An 18,950-nucleotide genomic window follows, 5' to 3' on the forward strand; every position below is an offset into this window, starting at 1 on the left:
TGCTCGCGAATGCATTGGGTCAGGCAATGAAGATGTTGAATGTGCCGCCGTCTTCGCGAGCAGGCTCGCTCCCACACTGGGTTTTGCGTGTTGCCGGGATTTGGCACATGCCGCTCCCACAGGGATTGGGGATTGAATGAAGACCGATGGTTCAGCACAAAACAGTGTAGGAGTGAGCCTGCAGCGAGGCTCAGACTCGCAGCAACTGCCGGGTCATCGCCATAGAGGTTTCCAGCGACTGTCCGGTGCGCTGCAATTTGTTCAGCAAACTGGCGCCGAGCCAGAGCTGATACAGCGTCTCCGCCAACTTGCGCGCATCGCCCTCGGGCAGGCTTTTGTCGGTCTGGCCTTGTTCGATGCATTCGGTGATGCGCGCGACGATGCGTTCGGCACCGTCGCGCAGGGTCAGGCGCATTGATTCGGAGAGATCGGCGACTTCGGCGCTGAGTTTCACCACCAGGCATTCATCGCCATGGCCTTCGAGGGTGCAGCGGTTCTGCCAGCCCTGCCAGTAATCCATCAAACGCTCGAAGGCCGTCAGCCCAGGCAATGTCAGGCGGCGCTCCATGTCGGCGAGGTAGTCGACGAAGTAATCCTCGAGTAGCGCCTGGCCGTACAACTCCTTGGATTTGAAGTAGTGATAGAACGAGCCCTTGGGCACGCCGGCGGTCTGCAGGATCTCGTTGAGGCCGACGCTGGTGAAGCCCTTCTCGGCCATCATCCGGTGGCCGGTGTCGAGCAAGTGTTGGCGGGTGTCGTCAAAGGTCGGCTTCATGGTGCGCAAAATTCCAGACAATAGACCAGTCGTATAGTTTTCAGGACCGGGAGTTTGCCATAACCGACGGGCAAAAACATTTTCTGAAAAAATTACTAGACGACTGGTCTAATTGGAAACTATGCTGCGCCCCGACACACAAATTCATGCGGCACCGACAACAAGCGAATCCCTCGCCTTCTGCCGATGCCAGACCAACCCAAGGGTGCTCTATGAAAATCTTGATGGTTCTGACTTCCCACGATCAACTCGGCAACACTGGCAAGAAAACCGGTTTCTGGCTGGAAGAGTTTGCCGCGCCCTACTACGCCTTCAAGGACGCCGGCGCCGATGTCACCCTGGTATCGCCTGCCGGCGGCCAGCCTCCGCTCGATCCGAAAAGCGATGAGCCAAGCGCGCAGACTGCCGAGACCGATCGCTTCCGCGCTGATCCGGCGGCGCAACAAGCGTTGGCCAGCACCGGTCGTCTGGCTGATGTGAAGGCCGAAGATTTCGACGCAGTGTTCTACCCAGGCGGCCACGGCCCGCTGTGGGATCTGGCCGAAGACAAGGCCTCGATCGCGCTGATCGAAGCCTTCGACCGCGCCAACAAGCCCCACGGTTTTGTCTGCCACGCACCCGGCGTGTTGCGTCATGTGGTGCGCGCTGACGGCCAGCCAATCGTCAAGGGCCGTGATGTCACCGGCTTCACCAATGCCGAAGAAGCGGCGGTCGGCCTGACTGACGTGGTGCCGTTCCTCATCGAAGACGAGTTCCAGCGTCTGGGCGGGCGTTACTCGAAAGTCGCCGACTGGCAGGTGCATGTGGTGGCTGACGGTCAACTGGTCACCGGCCAGAATCCGGCCAGCTCCGCCGCCGTTGCCGAAAAGCTGTTGAAGATGCTCGGCTGAATCCATCGCTCCAACCCGATCAACGCCGCGTGCGTACAGCCCGGCGTTGTTTTTTTGCCCAGTCACTAGTCGACTGGTCTAATCAGATTCAAGGTTTACTCCATGAATAACGCTTTTTTCACGCCCGCCAAATTGGGCAACCACACCCTGAAAAACCGCATCGTTCTGCCGCCTCTCACCCGCCAGCGCAGCACACAACCGGGCAATGTCGCCAACGAATTGATGGCCGAGTATTACCAGCAGCGCGCCGGTGCCGGTTTGCTGGTCACCGAAGGCACGCAGATCGAACCGCGCGGCCAGGGTTATGCGTGGACGCCGGGCATTCACACGCCGGAGCAGATCGCCGGTTGGCGCAAAGTCACCGAGGCGGTGCACGCCGTGGATGGCGTGATCTTCGCCCAGCTCTGGCATGTCGGTCGGGTCTCGCACACGGCGTTGCAGCCCAACGGCGATGCGCCGGTGTCGGCCTCTGCGGTCGCCACGGACCGCGTCAGCGTGTTCATCGAAACCGCGCCCGGTGTCGGTGAACTGGTGCCGCCGTCCGCTCCGCGCGCGTTGAGCACCGATGAAGTGCAGGAACTGATTCAGCTGTACATCCAGGCCGCGCGCAACGCGATGGAGGCGGGTTTCGACGGCATCGAACTGCATTGCGCCAACGGTTATCTGGTCAACCAGTTCATCTCCGCCCACAGCAACCTGCGCACCGACCAGTACGGCGGCTCGCTGGACAATCGCTTGCGCTTCTTGCGCGAAGTGGTGGCCGGCGTCGCCGAATGCATTGGCAAGGACAAGGTCGGTGTGCGTTTCGCGCCGTTGTTCACTACCACCGATGAAGCGCGGACATACCTGGGCCTGGTCGAGGAAGATCCGCACACAACTTACATTGCCGCGATCAAGATTCTTGAAGACGTCGGCATCGCCTACCTGTCGATCGCCGAAGCCGACTGGGACAACGCGCCAGCGATGCCGCAGACCTTTCGCCAGGCCGTACGCGACACCTTCAGCGGCGCGATCATTTATGCCGGTCGCTACACCGCCAAAACCGGCGCGCAATTGCTTGAGTCGGGGCTGGCGGATCTGGTCGCGTTTGGCCGACCGTTCATGGCCAACCCGGACCTGCCGGCGCGGATTGCCCATGACTGGCCGTTGAACCAATTGAATCCGGCGACGGTGTATGGCGGCGGTGCCGAGGGTTATATCGACTATCCGACCTACGCCGCTTAAGAACCCCACCCAAATCCCTGTGGGAGCGAGCCTGCTCGCGAAGGCGGTGTGTCAGTCAGCACTTGTATTGACTGACAGGACGCTTTCGCGAGCAGGCTCGCTCCCACAATAGGATGTCAGTTGCTGCCAAAACCTATACATCACAAACAATCTGTATAACTATTGGAGTTCGAATCGCTGACCGGATTTCGCTCCATGCCCCCTGCCCACCGCTTGCTCCTGATCCTCGGCGACCAGCTGTCTTTCGACCTGGCCTCCCTGCAGCCACTCGATCCCCAGCACGACCTGCTGCTGATGGTCGAGGTCATGGAGGAAGCGACTCACGTCGCCCATCATCCGCAAAAGATCGCTCTGATCTTCAGCGCCATGCGCCACTTTGCCGAGGCGTTGCGCGATAAAGGCTACCGCGTCCAGTACGTCACCCTCGATGACCCGGACAACAGCGGCTCAATTCCCGGCGAACTACAGCGCTGGCAAACCCTCACCGGCGCCGAAGAGATTCATATCACCGAATGCGGCGACTGGCGTCTTGAGCAGTCAATCAAAGATTCGGGCTTGCCCGTGCATTGGCACTCAGACCGCCGTTTCCTCTGCTCCCGCGAAGAGTTCTCCAATTGGGCCAGCGGCAAGAAGCAGCTGCGCATGGAGTTTTTCTACCGCGAGATGCGGCGCAAGAGTCGGCTGCTGCTCAATGGCGACGGCACGCCGGTCGGCGGTGCGTGGAATTTCGATGCGGAGAATCGCAAGGCGCTGCCCAAACACGCCAAACCGCCCTACCCGGCACGTTTCGCCAATGATGCAATCACCCAAGAGGTGCTGGCGTTGGTCGGCGAGCGCTTCGCCAGCCATTACGGCACGCTGGACGACTTCAATTACCCGGTGACCCACGCCGACGCCCAAGCCTTGTGGCAATACTTTCTCGACTATGCGCTGGCCGGCTTCGGTGACTACCAGGACGCCATGGCCAGCGACGAGCCGTTCCTGTTTCACGCGCGGATCAGTGCCGCGCTGAACATCGGCCTGCTCGATTTGCGTCAGCTGTGCAGCGATGTCGAGGCGGCTTACTGGTCGGGGAGCATAGGTCTCAACGCGGCCGAAGGCTTCATTCGGCAGCTGATCGGCTGGCGCGAATACGTGCGCGGTGTGTACTGGCTGAAGATGCCGGATTACGCCGAGGGCAATGTGTTCGGCAACTCGCGCCCGTTGCCGGAGTTCTACTGGACCGGTGACACGCAGATGAACTGCATGCGCCAGGCCATCGGCCAAAGCCTGCAACATGCCTACGCCCACCACATCCAGCGGCTGATGGTCACCGGCAACTTTGCCTTGCTCGCCGGGATTGCGCCGAAGGAAATCTGTGAGTGGTATCTGGCGATCTACATGGACGCCTTCGACTGGGTCGAACTGCCCAACACCCTTGGCATGGTCATGCATGCCGACGGCGGTTATCTCGGCTCCAAGCCTTACTGCGCCAGCGGCCAGTACATCAATCGGATGTCGGATTACTGCGGCGACTGCGCCTACAAGGTCAAGGAAAGCAGCGCGGACGATGCCTGCCCGTTCAACGCGCTGTACTGGCATTTCCTCATGCGCCACGGCGATATCCTGCGCGGCAATCAGCGCATGGGCATGATGTACAAGAACCTCGACCGCATGCCGCTGGCCAAGCAGGATGCACTGTGGCAACGCGGACAAATGCTGTTGGCGAAACTGGATAACGGCGAAGCTTTCTAGTGCGCCTCAGGCCTGCCCGGTCATCCCGTTGCGCCCCGCCGCTTTCGCGCGGTACAGCGCCTGATCGGCGGTCTGGATCAACGCCGGCAGCGAATCCAGCTGCGCGCCCGTCCCCACCGCCATACCGATACTCACCGTAATCCGAGCAAACGGACTGCCCGGGTGGGCGATGTTCGCCTGCTGCAAACGCTCGAGCATCAGTTGCGCCACCACGGTCGCACCGGCGCTGTCGGTGGCCGGCATGATCACCGCCATTTCCTCGCCACCGTAGCGCGCGACCAGATCCGAGGGGCGTCGCACGCAGCCTTCAAGAATCTTGCTGACCGCTTGCAGGCAGGCATCGCCGGCGACGTGGCCCAAGGCATCGTTGAACAATTTGAAGTGGTCGATATCGATCATCAGCAAGGCCAGCGAAGTCTCGTCACGCTGCGCGCGCCGCGCTTCCACCGTCAGGGTTTCATCGAAACAGCGGCGGTTGGCCAGGCCGGTCAGCGCATCCTTCAGCGCCAGTAATTCCAGCTGCCGATTGGACGCAAGCAGCTGCTGCTGGGCATCGCGCAAGGCTTCTTCGGCCTCGGTGCGGCGGCGGATATCGAGAATCAGGAACCAGCCGATCAATCCGGTCAGCCCCAGCAGCCCGATCACTACTACCGCCGACAACGCCGCTTCAATACGCCACGCCGCCAGCGCTTCGTCCTTGCCCAGGGCCACGGTGGTGATCAGCGGCAGCGTTTCGCTTTTACGGAATGCGTACAGCCGCTCGACACCGTCGAGGCTGGAGGTGTAGGAGGCAGTGCCGACCGAACGGTCGACGAGGTATTTGGCGTAGATCGGCGATTTGGAGAAGTTGCGGCCCATGTCCTGCTCGCGAAACGGGTAGCGCACCAGCAGCGTGCCATCGGTGTAAGACAGACCGATCGCGCCGTCCTGGCCAACGTCGAGTTTGCCGAACACCCGCAGGAAGTTTTCCACCCCCAGCGTCACCGCTACCACGCCAGCGAACTGACCACCGTCGTCGTTGAAGCGCCGACTGATAGTCACCACCCATTCGTGATTGGCACGGCTCTGGATCGGCGGGCCAATGAACGGCTCGCGGCTCGGGCTGTCACGGTGATGAATGAAATAGGCGCGGTCGCTGCTGTTGGCGCCCTCTGGAATCGGCCGGTTGGAGGACATCAGCCAATGCCCGTGCCGGTCATAGATGATGATGCCGCTGAGCTGTGGCATCAACGCCTGCTGGCGGTCGATCAGGCTCTGGATGCGCTGAATCTGCGCCGGGCCGTTGCCCTCGGTTTCCAGGCGCTCGACCAGCCCGAGCAAAAGCAGCGAGCTTTGCCGGACGATGCCTTCGGTGTAGGTGTTGAGCGCCTGGGTCAGGTTCAGGCCATGCACGTCGACTTCCGCCAGCGCACGCTCGCGCGAAGACCAGACTTTCCAGATCGTCAGCGAAGTCAGGGAACAGCCGATCACCAGCAGCAGGAGCATTACAAGGCGAGTATCACGCTTCACGTCAGTACCTTAAGGAAGTCCGGTATCCATTCCAGCCATCATTCGAACGTCGGCACTCACGGCGGCCACGTGTTCCGGGGCGCAAGCATACAAGCAGTGTGCAGCGGCTGCAGCAACAGAGTGTGCAGCGCTAAGCGGCGGGTGCGGCGGGTTTGAGGATTTCCACGAGAAAATCGATGAACACGTTGATCCGGCTCGACCCACGGTGGTTGGGCAGGTACAGCGCGTTGATGCAACTGCTGGCGCTGCCGGGATTGACCTCGTAGTGCTCAAGCAAGCGCGTCAGGCGCCCGGCGGCGACGTCGTCGCGCACCAGCCAGTCGGCCAGCAGCGCCACACCGCCACCGCCAATCGCCGCTTCGCGAAGGATGTCGGCGTTGTTGCTTTGCAGGCGACCCTGGACGTTGAGCTGAATCGGCTCTTCGTCGCCCTGAAAGGTCCAGTGGTGATGGCTGCCGCCGTAGTCGAAGCGCAGGCATTGGTGCTCGAGCAGATCCCGCGGATGCTCCAGCACGCCGCTGCGCGCCAGATAATCCGGGCTGGCGACAATCCAACGTTGAAAGTGGCCGACGCGTTTGCTGACGATATCCTCGCTGACCACCGTCGAGCCGAGCCGCACTGAAACGTCGATCTGCTCGCTGAGCAGATCGCTGACCTGATCGCTCAGCGACAGACTGATCTCCAGCCCCGGATGACGTTCGAGCAAGCGGCTCAGGTGCGGCGCGATCAGCCGCCGGCCAAACTCCACCGGCACGCTGATGCGCAAGCGACCCTGGGCATCACTGCCACGATCGGCGACCACCGCATCGGCTTCGTCGATGGCATCGAGAATCGCCACGGCTTTCTCGAAATAGGTCTGGCCGGCGACGGTCACGCTGGTATTGCGCGTGGTGCGATTGAGCAGGCTGGCGCCCAACTCGTTTTCCAGCCCGGCCACTTGCCGTGTCACCGAAGACGTCGAAATCCCAAGCTTGCGCGCCGCCGAGGAATAGCCCCCGCAGCGCACGGTTTCAACAAACATCTTCAAGGCCAGCAACTTGTCCATAAGCGGGATCCGGTGGTGAGGGAACGCCGCTGATTGTGCATCAGTGCCCGCCACACGTCTTGTATCGTCGTGCTTGCCGGGCCTCATCGCGACCTCAGACATCAGCCTTGCGACTCAGGAACAACGCCAGCGCCAGCGCCGGCAACACCGCTACGGCGACGGCAGAGAGGTTCCAGCCGAAGTGTTCGTACAGCGGGCTGGCGACCAGTGAGCCGAGGGCGCCGCCGACGAAGATGCTGGTCATGTACACCGCATTCAGGCGTGCGCGGCTGTGCGGGTCGAGGGCGTAGACCTCGCGCTGGCCGAGGACCATGTTCAGCTGCACGGCAAAATCCAGCAGCACCGCACAGACCACCAGCCACACGTAACCACTGCCCGGCAGCGCGGCGATCAACAGCGACAGCGGCGCCAGCAGCAACGCCACCAAGGTACCGCGACGACCGTGCCCGGCATCGGCCAGACGCCCGGCAATCGGCGCGGCAATTGCACCCACCGCACCGACCAGGGCGAAGATCGCCACTTGCGCCTGGCTGAAGCCGTGATGACGCATCAGCTCAATCGGCGCGAGGGTCCAGAACAGGCTGAAACTGGCGAACAGCAAACCCTGATACAGCGAACGCTGGCGCAACACAGAAAAGCGCCGGGCCAGGGCAAACACCGAACCGATCAGCGCGACATAAGTGGCCTTGTGCGTCGGCACCCGGCGCGGCAGTGCCACAGCGGTAATCAGCGCGATCACCGCCATCAGTGCCGCCGCGCTGTAAAACACCCCGCGCCAGCCGAACACTTCAACCAACAGACTCGACAGCGGCCGCGACAGCAGAATCCCCAAGAGCAAGCCGCTCATGATATTGCCGACGACACGGCCACGACTGGCTTCCGGCGCCAGATGCGCGGCCAACGGCACGAGAATCTGCACCGCCACCGAGGTCAGGCCGATCAGCAGAGAGAGCAGCAGGAACAGCGACGGCGAATGAGTCAGGCCAGCGCACAGCAGCGTGACACTCGCAGCGAGGGTGAAGCCGACCACCAGACGGCGGTTTTCCATCAGGTCGGCCAGCGGCACCAGCAGCAACAAGCCCAGCGCGTAACCGAACTGCGTCAGCGAGACGATCAGGCTGGCATTGGCGCTGGACAGGCCGATCTGCGGCGCGATCAGCTCGACGATGGGTTGTGCGTAATACAGGTTGGCGACGACCGCGCCGCAGCAGAAGGCCAGAAACGCGACCATCAGGCCGGAGAGTGAAGCAGGCTGTTCGGCCGGGGCCGCAACGGCAGGGTTGCCCGTAAGCATGGTGACACCTCGTTGAGTTCGGGAAAGTTGTGCCAAGGCTACGGTCAGCCGACGGCAGCGAGAATCCGTGCCACTGGCAACGCACTGATGCGCCGTGCGCAACGTTGCTTGTGGCGCAACGCGCTGTTGCGCGGGCCGGTGATTCTCCGCTGCAAGGGTCTTCTCTACGCTTTGGCCCTGGCGCTGACGTCCGCATCGGCGCCCTTCCCCGGCTGCTACAAGGAGCGTTTCCATGACCCGCACTGCACTCGTCCTGCCACTGTCCGCCGCGTTTTTCTGCCGACCATGAACAGCCATTTGCTCAAATCCAGAACCCTGTGGATCAGCGTCGGCGTGCTCGCGGTGCTCGGTCTGATCGTCGCCGTCGCGCTGATGTGGCGCCCGGCGATCGCACCAATCAAACGGCCGACGTCATTCGATACTGCGCAGTTGCAACGCGGCGCACGGGTGGTCGAGGCCGGCGACTGCGCGGTGTGCCATACCCGCCCCGGCGGCGAATACCTGGCCGGCGGGCTGCCGCTGGTGACACCGTTCGGCACGCTGTACAGCACCAACATCACCCCGGATGCGCAGACCGGCATCGGCGAATGGTCACTGCCGGCCTTCGAGCGGGCGATGCGTGAAGGCATTGCCCGCGACGGCCACTTTCTCTACCCGGCGTTTCCTTACGTGCACTACCGGCGCATGAGCTCCGAAGACATCGCCGACGCCTATGCCTACCTGATGAGCGGCCCCGCCGTACACGCCCCGGCGCGGCAGAACCAGATGAATTTCCCGATGAACGTCCGCCCGCTGGTGTCGTTCTGGAATCTGCTGTTTCTGCATGGCGAGCCACTGACGCCGCTGGCCGAACACAGCGCGGCATGGAATCGCGGACGCTATCTGGTCGACGGCCCGGGCCACTGCGCCGGCTGCCATTCACCGCTGAACCTGATCGGCGCGGAGAAATCCTCGCAATACCTTCAGGGTGGCAGCGTCGATGGCTGGGAAGCGCCGGCCCTGGTCGGCCTCGGGCAGCGCGCCAATCCGTGGAATCGCGAGCAATTGGTCGGCTACCTGCGCGCCGATGTCGTCGATGGCCACGGCACACCCGCCGGCCCGATGCGCCCGGTCAGCCTGAGTCTGGCGCGCTTGCCGGCCAGCGAAGCCGAGGCGATTGCCGACTACCTGCTGAGCCTGCAAAACCCGCACGCGGTGACCGAAACCACCGCGAAAAAGCAGCCGAGCAGTCCAGCGGATCACAGCACCGGCGCCCTGCTCTTCAGCAGCGCCTGCGCCGGATGTCACGCACCCGCCGCGCCGATGCGCGAAATCGACGGCCGCCCGGGCCTGCAAGGCACTTCGGCGCTGCAAGCGGCCAGCTCGCGCAACTTTCTCAAGACCGTGCTCGAAGGCGTGCCCGCCATTCCCGGCGCCCCCGGCCCGGTGATGCCGCCATTCGCCGCCAGCCTCGACAACGCCCAGCTCGGCGCACTGGCGGCGTATCTGCGCGAGCAAGCCCGCCCCGAACAGCCATGGGCCGACCTCTCTTCCACTATCGAAGCGTTACGTCAGGAGACGAAATGAGCCAGATCACTCTCACCGTCAATGGAGCCGCCCAAGCGCTGGAGCTGGAACCGGACATGCCGCTGCTGTACGCGCTGCGCAATCACTTGAACCTCAACGGCGCCAAGTACGGCTGCGGCCTGGGCCAGTGCGGCGCGTGCACGGTGATCGTCGACGACCAACCGGTGTTCGCCTGCCTCACGCCGTGCGCCGGCCTTGAAGGAAAAAAGATCCGCACCGTGGAGAGCCTCGGCAGCGCAGACAAACCCGGCCCGTTGCAGGAGGCATTTATCGACAAGCAGGCGGCGCAATGCGGTTACTGCATCGCCGGCATGCTGATGCGCGCGCAGACGTTGCTCGAACGCGATCCGCACCCGGACGAACAAACCATCCGCGAACACATGGCCGGCAATCTGTGCCGTTGCGGCACGCACTTGCGCATTATCGAGGCGATCAAACAGGTGGCTGGGCACAACGGGAGCCTGACATGAGCGAAGCAAACGGCTTGAACCCCAGCCGCCGGGCCTTCCTGCGTGGCGGCGCGTTGCTCATGGCTTTTACGCTGATGCCGGTAGCGCGGCGTGTCTTGGCCGACACCGAAGTCGACACCCTCGGCACCGTAGTGCTGGCCTCCGATCTGCCCGGCAGCCTGCGCACCAACCCATACCTCGACGCGTGGATTCGCATCGGCGCCGACGGCATCACCGTGTACACCGGCAAGGTCGAACTGGGCACCGGGGTGAAAACCGCGTTGCTGCAAATTGCCGCCGAGCGTTTGCAGGTGCCGGCCAGCGCAATCAACTTGCTCACCGCCGACACCGCGCTGACGCCGAATGAAGGCTACACCGCCGGCAGCCACAGCATTTTCGACAGCGGCACCGCGCTGTACAACGCCGCCGCGCAAGTGCGGGAAATGCTCGTCGACGCCGCCGCGCGCAGTTGGCAAGTCGATGCGGCACAACTGAGCACTTGCGACGGCATCATCGAAGGGCCAGCCGGTCAGCGCATGGCATATGCCGACGCGGTCAGGCATGTCGATGTGCACCAATACGCAAAGGCGCAATCACCGGCGATGGCGGCGGCCGATTTCAAACTGATCGGCCACAACCTGCCGCGCCTGGACATTCCGGCCAAGGTCAGCGGCGGCGCGGCATTCGTCCAGGACATGCGCCTGCCGGGCATGCTGCACGCGCGTGTCATCCGCCCGCCGCGTCCCGGCTGCACGCTTCAGGCGTTCGATGCCGCGTCCATCGAGGCGTTGAACGGCGTGGTCAAAGTGATTCGCGACGGCAACTATCTGGCCGTGGTCGCCCATGATGAGTGGCAAGCGATCAAGGCCATGCGCGCCGGCATGGAGAGTGCCAAGTGGAGTGGCGGCGAGGCGATTCCCGAAGCCGCCGGGATTCACGATTTGCTCAAGCAACTGCCCTCCAAGCGCTATCCGATCAGCAACAACGGCAATCCCGGCGGCGCGACCGAAACGCGCTTCAAGGCGCGGGTGACCAAGCAGTACTTGATGCACGGTTCGATCGGCCCGTCCTGTGCGGTGGCCTGGTTCAACGACGGCGTGCTCACGGTGTGGACCCACACTCAGGGCGTCTATCCGCTGCGCGCAGGCATCGCCGAAATGCTGCGTCTGCCGCCGGACCGCGTGCGCTGCATTCATACTGAAGGCTCGGGTTGCTACGGCCACAACGGCGCCGATGATGCCGCCGCCGATGCCGCGCTGATCGCCATGCGCCTGCCGGGCACGCCGGTGCGTGTGCAATGGATGCGCGAGCAGGAAAATCTCTGGGAGCCGTACAGTTCGGCGATGGTCACCGAAATCGATGCCGGCCTCAGTCAGGGCCGTTTGCAGGACTGGAACTACGAGCTGTGGACCACCCCGCACAACGAACGCATCGTCAACGCTGGTCGCCTGCTGCCGGCACGCCTGTTGGCGAAACCCTTCGCTTCGGCGCCGTCGGTGCCGATCGCCCAGCCCGAAGGTGACGGCGATCGCAACGCGGTGCCGCTGTACGAGCTGGGCGCGACGCGGATCAACATGAACTTCGTCACCACTATGCCGTTCCGCACTTCGGCCATGCGCTCGCTGGGTGCGCACATCAACATCTTCGCCATCGAGGCAGGTATTGATGAGTTGGCGATCAAGGCCGGGCTCGATCCGCTGGCGTTGCGCCTGGCGCATCTGAGCGACCCACGTGCCCGGGCTGTGATTGAGCGCGTGCGTGACGAAATCGGCTGGCCCCACAAGAGCAGCGAGCCCGGCGCGGGGATCGGTTTTGCCTTCGCCCGCTACAAGAACATCATGGGTTACTGCGCCCTCGCGGTGAAGCTGCGGGTGCATCCGCAGACTGGTGAGATCCGTGTCGATCATGTGGTGACGGCGGTCGACGTCGGCCAGATCGTCAGCCCCGATGGCCTGCGCAATCAGGTCGAGGGCGGCATCGTCCAGTCGGCCAGCTGGACGCTCTACGAAAAAGTCGCCTACGACGCCGGCGGCATTCGCAGCTATGACTGGAGCGGTTATCCAATTCTGCGCTTTACGCAATTGCCAAAAAAAGTCGACGTGCATTTGCTTGATCAACCGGGCGAACCCTTCCTCGGTGCTGCCGAAATCGTCCAAGGGCCAATGGCTGCTGCGCTCGGCAACGCGGTCAGCAATGCCACCGGCCGGCGCTGGCTGAATCTGCCGCTGACTCGCTCGAGCCAACCCGCCTGAACCAGGCCCGCGTTCATCAGCGATGAGCGCGGGTGCCGTTGCGTTGCGCGCAAAACTGCGTAGCGCCGGCCACGGATTATCAGCCCCGCCACCCCCGGTTAAGTTACCTGCACAGCGCGCGGCACCTGGCTGCCGCACTTGAACCCTACTCATCGACATCCGGAGCTACCCATGACCCGTCGCCTGTTTCAACCCATCGCACTCGGCCCTTACACCCTTGCTCATCGCGTGGCGATGGCGCCCCTGACCCGCTCGCGCGCTGGCCAGCCGGGCGACGTGCCGACCGCAATGAACGCCGAGTACTACCGCCAACGCGCCAGTGCTGCGCTGATCATCACCGAAGCCACGCAGATTTCTCAGCAAGGCCAGGGCTATGCGTGGACGCCGGGGATCTACAGCGATGCGCAAGTGCAGGCCTGGCGCGAAGTCAGCACGGCGGTGCACGCGGCCGACGGTCTGATCTTCATGCAGCTGTGGCACGTCGGCCGGGTCTCGCACCCAAGCTTTCAGCCGGACGCCGGTTTGCCGGTGGCGCCGAGCGCCCTGCCTGTGCCGGGCAAGACTTTTATCGTCGATGAACAAGGCAACGGCGTGTGGGGCGATGTGCCGGTGCCGCGCGCCCTCGAAACAGCGGAAATCGCCGACATCGTCGAAGACTACCGCCGCGCTGCGCGCAACGCGCTGAACGCAGGCATGGACGGCGTGGAGATCCATGCTGGCAACGGCTATCTGCTCGATCAGTTCCTCAACAGCAACAGCAACCAGCGTGATGACGCCTATGGCGGCAGTGTGGAAAACCGTGCGCGGTTTCTGCTCGAAGTGGTCGCCGCCGTCGCTGATGAAGTCGGCGCCGAGCGCGTCGGCGTGCGTCTGACGCCAATGGGCCGCTTCATGGGCATGGGCGATGACACGCCTGAAGCGACCTTCGGTTATCTGGTCGAGGCGCTCAACCAGTGGAATCTGGCCTACCTGCATCTGGTCGAGCCGGCCATGGTCGGCACGGTCAAGGACGAAAACTTCGACCCGCGCTGGGACGCGATCATCGCCCAGTTGCGCCAGACCTGGAACGGCGTGCTGATCCTCGCTGGCGGTTACGACGCTGAATCCGCCGAACTGGCCTTGAGCGCCGATCGCGCCGACATCATTGCCTTTGGCCGGCCATTTTTGGCCAACCCGGATCTGCCGCGTCGGCTGCACGACGGGCTTGAACTGAACACGCCGGATCCGAGCAGCTTCTTCGGCGGCGATCAGCGTGGTTACGTCGATTATCCGTTTCACGCCTGAGGCTTGGGCTTCATAACTTTTAAGGTTTGTTTAAGGACTTTAAATAAAGCCTGCGGCCAGACTTTGCCCATCGATCAGGAGAGCCGCCATGAACCCGCAATCGGTGAAGTCAGACCCTTCCTGCCACCTGGCGCGCCCACTGGGCGCACTGTCCGGCTGGCAGGAACGCCGCGCCAAGGCCTACATGCTGCACGATCTGAGCCGCAGCCTGCGCGTCAGCGAGATTGCCGAACATTGCAATCTTTCACGCAGCCACTTTTCCCGGGCGTTCAAGATCGTCACCGGCTGCTCGCCTCAGGAATGGATGCTGAAGATGAAGATCGACAAAGCCAAAGGGCTGTTGCTGACCTCGATGGCGATTACCGAGATTGTTTATGAATGCGGATTTTCCGATCACTCGCACTTCACCCGCACGTTCGGGCGCATGGTGGGGATGCCGCCGAAGGTCTGGCGCCAACTGATGTGCGGAGCGCGGGTGGCGCTGGTGGATGCGGATGTCTGGCGGCTCAGCGATGGGTTGCTGAATTCGACGATGGGCCAGCGCTTGACGGAACTGCGGCCCTGAGTCGGATTTCAAAGGGTTTTGTTCACTCCTCCCTTTTGGCCGCGATTTTTCGCGGCTTTTTTTTGAACGGCGCACCGCCGTTCGGCATTGGAGTGGCGGTGAATTCACCCCTCACCCCAGCCCTCTCCCCGAGGAGAGGGAGCCGATTTGTGTGCTTTTCCAATCCTGAGTTCAACTCGGACTTTCACGTCGGCGTATCTCCCCCAAACACCCCGGTCAGTCCCCTCTCCCTCCGGGAGAGGGTTAGGGTGAGGGGCTTTTGTTTTTGCCAAACCTGAATTCAACTCGGTATTGCACGTCGGCGTATCTCCCCCAAACACCTCGGTCAGTCCCCTCTCCCTCCGGGAGAGGGTTAGGGTGAGGGGCTTTTGATCCTCGCGTCCGGCGCAAGCGGCAGCCTGAAGCAGATCCGCGCGCCCTCTTCGCTGTCTTCCACGCGCAACGTCCCGCCATGGGCGCCTATCACCGTTCGGCAAATCGCCAGGCCCATGCCCATGCCGCTGCCCTTGGTGGTGAAGAACGCATCGAAAATTTCTTCACGCTGATGCTCGGCGATCCCCGGCCCGTTGTCTTGAAAAGCCACGCAGACCTGCCCATCGGACAGCGTCGACGCAATCACCAGGCGCCCGTCACTCACGCCCTGCCCAGCCATTGCTTCCAGCGCGTTGACGATCAGGTTGTAGATCACCTGCTGGATCTGCACCCGATCCCCCAGTACCGGGTCAGCAGCGTTGAGTTGCGTGTGCAAGCTCACCCCGCGATTGTGCACATCGCTGGCCGTCAGTTGCACGACCTCACCGATCAACGCGTCAATCGACACCGGCAATCGTTGCAACGGCGCCTGCCTGGCCAATGCGCGCAAGGCCTGGACGATCTCGGTGGCACGGGCGCTGTCGGCGCGGATGTCTTCGAGTCCCTGAATAGCCTCGTCGAGATCAGGCGTGTCGCGCTTGAGCCAGCGCAGAGTGGCCGAGGCGTTCGATGAAATGCCCAGCAGCGGCTGGCTGATTTCGTGGGCGATCGAGGCCGACAGTTCGCCCATCATTTTCAGGTGCGAGTTGCGCGCCAGTTCTGCCCGCGAGCTGCGCAAGTCGGCTTCCATCTGCGCGCGCAAGCAGTTGTCTTCGACCAGTTGCGCGTAGAGCCGCGCGGTCTGCAGCGACACCGCTGCCTGCGAGGCGAGGATTTCCAGCATGGTCAGGCGTTCGGCGCTGAACAGCTTCGGTACCAGGCTGTTTTCCAGATACACCAGACCGATCAGCGCGCCCTGCTTGAGCAACGGCAGGCACATCAGCGAGCGCGTCTGCCGTTGCTGCAGATCAGCGCTGTAGGCTTGCGGGCAGTCGGCGCGGGCATCGTCAAGCACCAGCGGCGTGCGCGTGCGCATGGTCGAATTGAGCACTGAAACCGGCGCGATCTGCTCCAGCGAGCGATCGTCGTCCTGACTGACCCGCACGTTGCCCGCCTCGACATGCGCGGCAGCGGCCAATTGCAACTCACCCTCGGCGACCAACAGCAGCGCGCCGCGATCGGCACCCGCCTGAATCATCAAGTGATTCATCAAGGTCTCCACCAGCCGATCAAGCAACACCTCTTGCGAGACCGCGCGTGCCGCTTCAATGCCGACTTCCAGGTCAAGGCGCACCCGCGTCACCGGCGTTCCCGCTTCCAGGGAATGCTCGTGGGCGAGAAACGGATGCTGCGCTTCGAGCTGGCGCGCCTTGGCTTCAGCGCCCCACAGCACATAGCAGTCGCGCGCAACACGCAGGTGATGATGCGTGCCGGAGACCAGGCCGTTGGCCAGGCAGACCTCGGCCAGTTGTTCATGTGCCAGTGCTTGCTCATGGATAAACCCGGCAGCGGCCGCCGCGATTTGCGCTTGGTCGAACCAGCGAATCGCGGCCAGCCCTTCGCCGCGCACACGGGCCATCGCGCCTTCGATCAGCAGCAGTTTGTTGCTGAAGGTCGAAGGATTGAGCTCGACCCAAGGCAGAAAACGCTGCCGTTGCTGCTCCAGCTTCTGCAGTTTTTCGGCAACAGAGCCCGGCGCCTCGGGACTGGCCAGTGCCAGGCTGTAGAACAGGTAGTAATGCGCCAGATCAATGTGCGCCGGCAGCGACCAGGTCAACGCCTCGGCGTCTTCGAAACGGCGCAACGCGTAACGCACTTCACCGAAATACAACGCCGACATGCCCGAATACAACCACATCCACAACCGCGTCGGCTGTGAAACGCGGTCGCGATGCAGCGGGCCGAAGCGGTCATGTTCCAAAGCATCCAGCATTGCGATCGAACGAGGCTCAGGCCCATTGCGCAAATCGCTGGCAAACGCCTGTTGCGCCAGCAGAATGCGCTCGATGTCGATGTAGTGAAACTGCCGCACCCAACTCAGGCCGACGTCCAGCTCGTTCAACACGTTTGGCAGCGGCTCGCCCATGAACAGCAGATCGGAGCCGATGTGGTTGCAGGCGTAACACGACATGCCCAGATCGCCGCCGGCCTGACCGCACTCAAACGCGGCGAAAGCCTTCTGCCGCGCGTAAGCCATCGGCCGGGTCCACGCGCTGACCTGATCCAGCGCCACCAGCGTGCCGGTGCGCCCCGCCTCATAGCCGTGCAGATCAGTCAGATCGAGCGCCAGTTCGGCGAAAGCAACACCATCCAGATATTCGCCATAACGGTCGGCGATCATCACGCCGTACCAGGCGAAACCGTAGCCGCTGCTCGGCGTGGTGCCATGGAGCAAAGTCAGTTCGACCATCTTCGCCAAGTGCAGAAAAGCAATGTCGTCATGCACAAAGAACGAGGCGATCAGCGTGCTCAGCAGCTCCATCGCCACTTCGATTCGCGGCTCGTTGGCTTTGGGCAACGCCGTCAACTTAGCGATCCGTTGCGCACCGACCAATTGCCGAACCCGTTCGAACGCTTCGCCCAGTTGCGCCTTCGAGGGGTGTCGCTGCAGGTCGATGTCGAGCAACGCGAGACCGGCCAGCGCTTCGCCGATCGCGCCGTGGTAATCGGAATGCAAGGTGCGCAGGCTGGCGCGCAGGCGGTAGGTTTTCGCCCGGTCCAGCACGGTGGCAGCGTGTTCCAGGCAATCGTCGAGACGCTGTTGCGCGCCGGGCAGATCCGCCAGCAACATCGCGCAGTCGGCTGCCAGCCAGCGCGCCGCGAAGGCTTGCGGGTAGAGCTGCGTCCAGCCGTTGTCGCCGAGTAACACCTCGGCGCTGCGCAGATAATCCACGGCCTGCTCGACAGCGGCACTATCGCGGGCGCGCTCGGCAGCTCCGAGCAATAACTGGATGAACTCAGCGCGTCGAGGCGCTTGCAGCGCATTGCCGGCGCTGCGCTGAATCTGACTGGCGATGTCGAAGACCCGCGCCTGCCGCTGCTCGCCGCATTGATCGAGCATGGCGGCCGCGATGCGCGCATGCTCAGCCGAACGCCCGGCCGGTGCGGTCAGCGCAGCGGCGGCTTCCAACACTCGATCGTGGGGAAACACCAGTTGGCCCGGCTCGCGCAGGAGAAATCCGGCGCTGACCAGATAATCCACGTCACGCAGCAATTGCGCCGGATCGTCCCCCAGCAAATCGCCCAACAGCGTTTCGTCACAGCGGCCACCAACGTAACCCGCGGTGCGCAACACTTCACGGGCGCTGGCCGGCAGACGCTGCAAGCGTTGCACCATCAATTCGGCCACGTTGTCGGCGTAGCGATAGCCGTTCACTTCGGCCTGATTCCACACCCAGCGCCGCGTCGTCGCGTCGAAACGCAGCAGACGCTCGTCCACCAGCGCGCGCGCCACCTGGCTGACGAACAACGGATTGCCGGCGGTTTTGAAGTGCACGACGCGGGCCAGCGCCTCGAGGTTGTCGACGTCAGCATCGAGTTCGACCGCCATCAGTTGCGCAACGGCCTGCACCGACAGCGGCCCTAGTCGAAGGTCACTGACTGGCAGCGCGGGTGCTCTGCGCATCTCATCGAGCCAGCCGCCCGGATGCTCCGTCAACTCGCCCTCGCGATACGCCAGAACCAGCAGCAGATGCCGCGTCGGTCGGGCGATAAAGGCTTTGAGAAACGCCTGCGTCGAGTCGTCAGCCCACTGCAAGTCGTCGATAAACAGCAGCAGCGGATGCCCCGGTTGCGCAAAGACTTCGAGCACATCGAGCAGCGCCCGATTGACCCGATCCAGGGCGTGGCGCGCCGGCATGTTCGGCAGTTCGGCGGTGGCGCCGATCAGCAGTTCGGCTTCCGGCGCCAGGTCCAGCAGCAAGCGGCCACGGCCTTTGAGGGTTTCGCGCAGTTGCTCGGCCAAGGCCTGCAAGGCCAGCGTGGGCTTGGTCAACACTTGGCTGATCAGAGA

13 protein-coding genes are annotated in these 18,950 nt (G+C 63.1%); 8 read left to right on the top strand and 5 right to left on the bottom strand.

Annotated elements, in window-relative coordinates; translation table 11 throughout:
• Positions 1 to 190: 190 nt before the first annotated feature.
• Entirely contained in the window at positions 191 to 775 is a 585-nt protein-coding gene (locus V8J63_RS26040; RefSeq protein WP_073476244.1) for a TetR/AcrR family transcriptional regulator, read from the bottom strand.
• Positions 776 to 987: 212 nt separating this feature from the next.
• On the opposite strand from V8J63_RS26040, the gene V8J63_RS26045 reads away from it, so the two are divergent.
• The 3 genes from V8J63_RS26045 (at position 988) to V8J63_RS26055 (ending at position 4,623) form a co-directional block, all read left to right on the top strand.
• Complete coding sequence (locus V8J63_RS26045; RefSeq protein ID WP_336352622.1) at positions 988 to 1,665, top strand: type 1 glutamine amidotransferase domain-containing protein; 678 nt, start codon at positions 988 to 990, stop codon at positions 1,663 to 1,665.
• A 102-nt stretch (positions 1,666 to 1,767) separates the two neighbouring features.
• Positions 1,768 to 2,889: an alkene reductase gene (locus V8J63_RS26050; protein WP_336464852.1), complete on the top strand. Its 1,122-nt coding sequence runs from the start codon at positions 1,768 to 1,770 to the stop codon at positions 2,887 to 2,889.
• A gap of 195 nt (positions 2,890 to 3,084) precedes the next feature.
• Positions 3,085 to 4,623, top strand: a complete 1,539-nt coding sequence (locus V8J63_RS26055; RefSeq protein WP_336464853.1) for a cryptochrome/photolyase family protein — start codon at positions 3,085 to 3,087, stop codon at positions 4,621 to 4,623.
• Between the two features lie 6 nt (positions 4,624 to 4,629).
• Here the strand turns inward: V8J63_RS26055 and V8J63_RS26060 are convergent, their stop codons facing one another.
• The 3 genes from V8J63_RS26060 to V8J63_RS26070 all read right to left on the bottom strand — a co-directional run bounded on the left by V8J63_RS26060 (position 4,630) and on the right by V8J63_RS26070 (position 8,471).
• The gene (locus V8J63_RS26060; protein ID WP_336464854.1) at positions 4,630 to 6,132 is read right to left on the bottom strand and encodes a sensor domain-containing diguanylate cyclase; all 1,503 of its coding nucleotides are present in this window, start codon (positions 6,130 to 6,132) and stop codon (positions 4,630 to 4,632) included.
• A gap of 130 nt (positions 6,133 to 6,262) precedes the next feature.
• Positions 6,263 to 7,177 (bottom strand): LysR family transcriptional regulator, encoded by a 915-nt coding sequence (locus V8J63_RS26065; protein WP_024013018.1) that lies wholly within the window; start codon positions 7,175 to 7,177, stop codon positions 6,263 to 6,265.
• Between the two features lie 94 nt (positions 7,178 to 7,271).
• Entirely contained in the window at positions 7,272 to 8,471 is a 1,200-nt protein-coding gene (locus V8J63_RS26070; protein ID WP_125927087.1) for an MFS transporter, read from the bottom strand.
• A gap of 87 nt (positions 8,472 to 8,558) precedes the next feature.
• Between V8J63_RS26070 and V8J63_RS26075 the strand changes: the two genes are divergently transcribed.
• From V8J63_RS26075 to V8J63_RS26095, 5 genes are all read left to right on the top strand, one after another.
• The gene (locus V8J63_RS26075) at positions 8,559 to 10,037 is read left to right on the top strand and encodes a c-type cytochrome (RefSeq protein WP_442963543.1); all 1,479 of its coding nucleotides are present in this window, start codon (positions 8,559 to 8,561) and stop codon (positions 10,035 to 10,037) included.
• The gene (locus tag V8J63_RS26080; protein WP_336464855.1) at positions 10,034 to 10,507 is read left to right on the top strand and encodes a (2Fe-2S)-binding protein; all 474 of its coding nucleotides are present in this window, start codon (positions 10,034 to 10,036) and stop codon (positions 10,505 to 10,507) included. The genes V8J63_RS26075 and V8J63_RS26080 overlap by 4 nt, the downstream gene beginning before the upstream one ends.
• A complete protein-coding gene (locus V8J63_RS26085) occupies positions 10,504 to 12,738 on the top strand; it encodes a xanthine dehydrogenase family protein molybdopterin-binding subunit (RefSeq protein WP_336464856.1) in 2,235 nt (744 codons plus the stop codon). The genes V8J63_RS26080 and V8J63_RS26085 overlap by 4 nt, the downstream gene beginning before the upstream one ends.
• Positions 12,739 to 12,909: 171 nt before the next feature.
• Positions 12,910 to 14,022: an alkene reductase gene (locus V8J63_RS26090; RefSeq protein WP_130902673.1), complete on the top strand. Its 1,113-nt coding sequence runs from the start codon at positions 12,910 to 12,912 to the stop codon at positions 14,020 to 14,022.
• A gap of 88 nt (positions 14,023 to 14,110) precedes the next feature.
• Entirely contained in the window at positions 14,111 to 14,587 is a 477-nt protein-coding gene (locus tag V8J63_RS26095) for a helix-turn-helix domain-containing protein (protein WP_016774798.1), read from the top strand.
• Positions 14,588 to 14,939: 352 nt separating this feature from the next.
• Here the strand turns inward: V8J63_RS26095 and V8J63_RS26100 are convergent.
• Positions 14,940 to 18,950, bottom strand: a 4,011-nt coding sequence (locus V8J63_RS26100) for a trifunctional serine/threonine-protein kinase/ATP-binding protein/sensor histidine kinase (protein WP_336464857.1), incomplete at its 5' end; no start/stop codon positions are given.

Origin of the sequence: Pseudomonas sp. CCNWLW23 (genome assembly GCF_037095675.1) — a bacterium.
Taxonomy (GTDB): domain Bacteria; phylum Pseudomonadota; class Gammaproteobacteria; order Pseudomonadales; family Pseudomonadaceae; genus Aquipseudomonas; species Aquipseudomonas atacamensis.

Coding starts and splice junctions, on each gene's coding strand:
- V8J63_RS26040 (WP_073476244.1), bottom strand. CDS start 775: ATGAAGCCGACCTTTGACGACACCCGCCAACACTTGCTCGACACCGGC.
- V8J63_RS26045 (WP_336352622.1), top strand. CDS start 988: ATGAAAATCTTGATGGTTCTGACTTCCCACGATCAACTCGGCAACACT.
- V8J63_RS26050 (WP_336464852.1), top strand. CDS start 1,768: ATGAATAACGCTTTTTTCACGCCCGCCAAATTGGGCAACCACACCCTG.
- V8J63_RS26055 (WP_336464853.1), top strand. CDS start 3,085: ATGCCCCCTGCCCACCGCTTGCTCCTGATCCTCGGCGACCAGCTGTCT.
- V8J63_RS26065 (WP_024013018.1), bottom strand. CDS start 7,177: ATGGACAAGTTGCTGGCCTTGAAGATGTTTGTTGAAACCGTGCGCTGC.
- V8J63_RS26070 (WP_125927087.1), bottom strand. CDS start 8,471: ATGCTTACGGGCAACCCTGCCGTTGCGGCCCCGGCCGAACAGCCTGCT.
- V8J63_RS26075 (WP_442963543.1), top strand. CDS start 8,559: ATGCGCCGTGCGCAACGTTGCTTGTGGCGCAACGCGCTGTTGCGCGGG.
- V8J63_RS26080 (WP_336464855.1), top strand. CDS start 10,034: ATGAGCCAGATCACTCTCACCGTCAATGGAGCCGCCCAAGCGCTGGAG.
- V8J63_RS26085 (WP_336464856.1), top strand. CDS start 10,504: ATGAGCGAAGCAAACGGCTTGAACCCCAGCCGCCGGGCCTTCCTGCGT.
- V8J63_RS26090 (WP_130902673.1), top strand. CDS start 12,910: ATGACCCGTCGCCTGTTTCAACCCATCGCACTCGGCCCTTACACCCTT.
- V8J63_RS26095 (WP_016774798.1), top strand. CDS start 14,111: ATGAACCCGCAATCGGTGAAGTCAGACCCTTCCTGCCACCTGGCGCGC.